Here is a 621-nt window from a genome sequence, read left to right on the forward strand (position 1 = left end):
AACCAATTCCTGCACACCTTTGCGTGGCACGATGATTTGCTTTTGGGCGAAGTCAGCACCTAGTTGAGTTTGCGATACTGCCATACGGTGACCGTCGGTCGCCACACTACGCAGTGTCGTGCCATCGATTTCAAACAACATACCGTTGAGGTAGTAACGTACGTCTTGGTTTGCCATCGAGAACTGAGTTTTGTCGATAAGCGTACGCAGGTCCGCTTGGCTCAGTGATACTTCAACTTCACTTTGCCAATCTTCAATGTTCGGGAAATCATTCGCTGGTAGCGTTGCCAGTGAGAAACGGCTGCGACCAGAACGAACTTGCACGCGATCGCCTTCTAACACAAAAGTGATGATCGCATCGTCTGGCAAGCCACGGCAAATATCGAGAAACTTACGCGAAGGAACGGTAATGCTACCCGCTTCGAAATCCCCTTCTAGAGTCACTTTGCTCACCAATTCCACTTCTAGGTCAGTCGCGGTCATTGATAGCACGTTCTCTTCTACTTTAATCAGTAGGTTGCCCAAAATAGGCAGGGTTGGTCGGCCACCCAAAGCGCCCGAAACCTGTTGTAGCGGTTTGATTAAATGACTACGTTCAATAGTAAATTTCATGCTTGGCTC

The 621-nt window shown here is 48.8% G+C and carries 1 protein-coding gene; it reads right to left on the reverse strand.

Annotated elements, in window-relative coordinates:
- The coding region (gene dnaN, locus R7Q11_RS27485) for a DNA polymerase III subunit beta (RefSeq protein ID WP_225467147.1) at positions 1-612 on the reverse strand (612 nt) is incomplete at its 3' end.
- Between the last annotated feature and the right edge of the window lie 9 nt (positions 613-621).

The sequence above is a fragment of the Vibrio sp. 970 genome (assembly GCF_033339075.1).